Annotated in this window: 4 protein-coding genes; all 4 read left to right on the forward strand. The window is 34.4% G+C overall.

Annotated elements, in window-relative coordinates; all coding sequences use genetic code 11:
* A partial coding sequence (locus AB3X49_RS19845; RefSeq protein ID WP_367964247.1) for a BppU family phage baseplate upper protein occupies positions 1 to 451 on the forward strand: 451 nt, incomplete at its 5' end.
* 393 nt (positions 452 to 844) lie between these two features.
* Positions 845 to 1,732 carry a Tle-like phospholipase domain-containing protein gene (locus tag AB3X49_RS19850; protein ID WP_367964250.1) on the forward strand — a complete coding sequence of 296 codons (888 nt, stop codon included), beginning with the start codon at positions 845 to 847 and terminating at the stop codon, positions 1,730 to 1,732.
* Positions 1,733 to 1,830: 98 nt separating this feature from the next.
* The gene (locus tag AB3X49_RS19855) at positions 1,831 to 2,256 is read left to right on the forward strand and encodes a phage holin family protein (RefSeq protein WP_367964254.1); all 426 of its coding nucleotides are present in this window, start codon (positions 1,831 to 1,833) and stop codon (positions 2,254 to 2,256) included.
* Positions 2,256 to 3,035, forward strand: a complete 780-nt coding sequence (locus tag AB3X49_RS19860; protein ID WP_367964256.1) for an N-acetylmuramoyl-L-alanine amidase — start codon at positions 2,256 to 2,258, stop codon at positions 3,033 to 3,035. The genes AB3X49_RS19855 and AB3X49_RS19860 overlap by 1 nt, the downstream gene beginning before the upstream one ends.
* The last annotated feature ends 276 nt before the right edge of the window (positions 3,036 to 3,311 follow it).

Genomic DNA, 3,311 nt, shown 5'->3' on the forward strand with positions numbered 1-3,311 from the left:
ACTTATCAATATAAAAAATAAAGGAGAAGAATTAGATTTAGGTCAAGCAACTTCATTCTGTATTTCGTTTAAAAAACCGGATGGAACTAGAGTATTTCAAGACAACTGCCAACCTGTTAATGTATTAAAAGGTAAGTATCAAATCGTATTAAAGACACAAACTTTAGCATCTATAGGGAATGTACTTGCCCAGGTTCATATTACGGAAAATGATAGAATCATAGATACACAACAATTTGTGTTTGTTGTTAAAGAATCACTTGCAAGTGATGAGGCTATTGAATCCACAAATGAATTTGGTAAAAGTATTTCATTAAACAAGCATATCGGCAAACAAGTAACTGTGCTTGATAGTGCAAACTTTACGCTACTAAATGATATTGTTGATGTAGAAGGAGTTACTTTTAATATCGTAAACAACTATGGTTATGCTGTACTTAAGGTTTCTTAACAAAATACGGATTTTATGGATGAAGAGGAGTAAAATGCTGTTCTTTTTGATTTGAAAAGAATAGAAAAACATGCGGAAAGATTTTAGTTGGATTTTTATTTCAAGAAAAGTAGAAATGAAACAACTTTGACGTATCTTAAGGATAGATAAATAAGATAAATATAGGCATTTGGATAAGCAGGAAGTGTATATTGTTAATATATTAGTAAAGAGGAGAGACTTTATATCCAATTCGATAAGATAAGCATCGTGGATTCACCGATTATATGCGAACGTGTTGGTTCTAAAGTAGATAGATAATTTATATTTCTAGTATTCTCTTTCTTGTAAGAATAAAAATGCGACTAGTTTTGAAGTAAGTATGTACTATATAGATTATACAGGTGTAGGGTTATGTTGCACAAGAAAGGATGTAACAATGGTATGGAAGAGGAATTGCAATCTAGTGTGCAAGAAGATGATTTAGATAGTGGAAGTCAAGTGCAACCAGATGAGGCGCCGCCATTACCAAATTGGATACAAGAAATGGAGCGAAATAATAACCAACAGAATAAAGAAGTCAACATCATTTCAGAAGAACCAAGTGACACACTCTCTTTTATAAATCAACTCCTTTATATGACGGAAGGTGTATATCATAATGAAAGAATTGATTCTTGGAGCCCAGGTGCATGGCAGTTATATAAAAAATATACAAACCCCGGTACTTCTTTCACTGTATATGTATATAGAAAACGTTATTACACAGATGTAGATACAGGGTTATATGATTATACATTCTCATTTAGAGGGACAGCAGACACAATGGATTATGTAGAAAATGTACTACAAGTAGTCGGAAATGTTGGAGGGTTACAAGCTGAAGATGCTGTCAATTATATGAGAAATCTAATTCATAACGATGAAAAATGGATTCAGCATATATATTTCACCGGCCATTCACTTGGTGGATATTTGGCACAATGGGTGCAAAGTGAGATCATTGATCAATCTTTATTTAAGCTTGATAAGAAAACTTTTACTGTCACCTTTAATGCCCCAGGGCTTTCGTCTATTATTTTTCCTATTATCAGTTCCTATCAAGCGAAAGTAATGAGTAAAATAATGCGTGATAAGTTAAATAAGTACGATAATTATATCCATAATTATCGTATAAAACAAGATTCAATCAGTCTTTGGGGTGATAACTTAGGAAAAGTATATTCTTATAATGCTAAGGGATCTGGAGATATAGGGTATTATCATAACTTAGATCGCTTTAAAGAATTAAACTTAACATAGAAGGTTATGGTGCAAGTAACTACTAAAATACAGCTTTTACAGATTAAGAGGGGCGCATACTGTGCTTCTCTTTTTAATTTGAATAAGGAGGAAAGAATGTGGATCGAATCGATGTATTATTAAAAACTTTTATTGCCACTTTCGGTGGCTTCTGTGGGTATTTCTTGAGAGGATGGGATGCGACATTGAAAATCTTAGTTACGATGGCAGTTATTGATTATTTAACTGGCATGATTGCAGCAGGATATAACGGAGAATTAAAAAGTAAAGTTGGTTTTAAAGGCATCGCCAAAAAGGTGGTGCTTTTTCTTTTAGTTGGAGTGGCAACCCAGTTAGATACAGCACTTGGAAGTAATAGTGCTATTCGTGAAGCGACAATCTTTTTCTTTATTGGAAATGAGTTGCTTTCGCTTTTAGAAAATGCAGGACGTATGGGAATTCCCCTTCCACAAGTTCTGACAAACGCAGTTGAAGTTTTAGGTGGTAAACAAAAACAAGAAGTTAAAAAAGGAGATGTTGAGTAATGGGTTGTTTCGCAGGTTCAGGTGGTCATAATTCAATTGTTCAAGGCGCAAATTGTTATGGAAAAGAGCATATCGAGGATAGACGTTTCTTAGATGCTGTTGCTAGATATGTGCAAGCAGCAGGATGGAAATATGTAAACTGTTCAGATGAAGTAGGAACGACAAAAAGCGCAGTTTGGAGTAATGCGGCAGATAATCATTTGCGTGTAAAAGATAGTGATGTAGATTTACAGTTTCATTTAAACGCTACTCCAGGAGGTACAGGCTGTGAGGTTTGGTTGCATCCTTCATATGGAAATAGAGAGTTAGCAGCGGCAATTTCAAAAGCGATGGCTGATGCTTTTGGATTAAGAGATCGAGGAATCAAGTTTTCTACTGAATTAGGATGGATTAATAAAACGAAAACAGGATTACTTCCTGAAATTTGCTTTATTGATAATGAAGGTGACATGAATAAGTACCGTGAAAACTTTGATAAAGCAGCTAAAGCTGTAGCTGAAGTTATTGTAGGGAAATCTATTCAAGGTGGAGGTGGTAGCGTGAGTAATGGTGGATACCAATACGTTAAGTCGGGAGGCTTTGGTGTTTCAATGTCCAAAGAAGTTCTAAATGCTATGAATGAGCGTGGGATTAAAGGGAAGGTTATTTCTGATCCTTTAACTGGAGTGGCGTACTTACAAACTGAAGTATTACCCAATACTGAGTTAGATAAAATTACTTGGTGGATGGATACTCGACCAGGTGGGAAATGGTTTTACGAATATATTAAAGTGAAATAAGAATAAGAGCCGTCCTGTTTGATGTGTATGCGAAATGAAAAAGGACGCCTTCTCTGTGGAAGCGTCCGCTTTACATAAATTTCTCTCGATGTCTGTTTTAGTATATGTAACTAAATTTCAAATATGATACTTAATAAAAAAATAGTAATTAATGTAGATTTATATTTAGATTTGGGTTGAAATAACCATAAGGTAAAACATACTATGTAATAGCAAATGAGGCCTATGTATTCGTAAAATAGCAAAAGAAAAAACGCACGTTGGCTATCCAATTAC

It is taken from the genome of Bacillus sp. C30 (genome assembly GCF_040838255.1).
GTDB lineage: Bacteria > Bacillota > Bacilli > Bacillales > Bacillaceae_G > Bacillus_A > Bacillus_A mycoides.

Excerpts from the sequence above, each read along its gene's own strand:
- AB3X49_RS19860 (WP_367964256.1), top strand. The coding sequence starts at position 2,256 with ATGGGTTGTTTCGCAGGTTCAGGTGGTCATAATTCAATTGTTCAAGGC.
- AB3X49_RS19850 (WP_367964250.1), top strand. The coding sequence starts at position 845 with ATGTTGCACAAGAAAGGATGTAACAATGGTATGGAAGAGGAATTGCAA.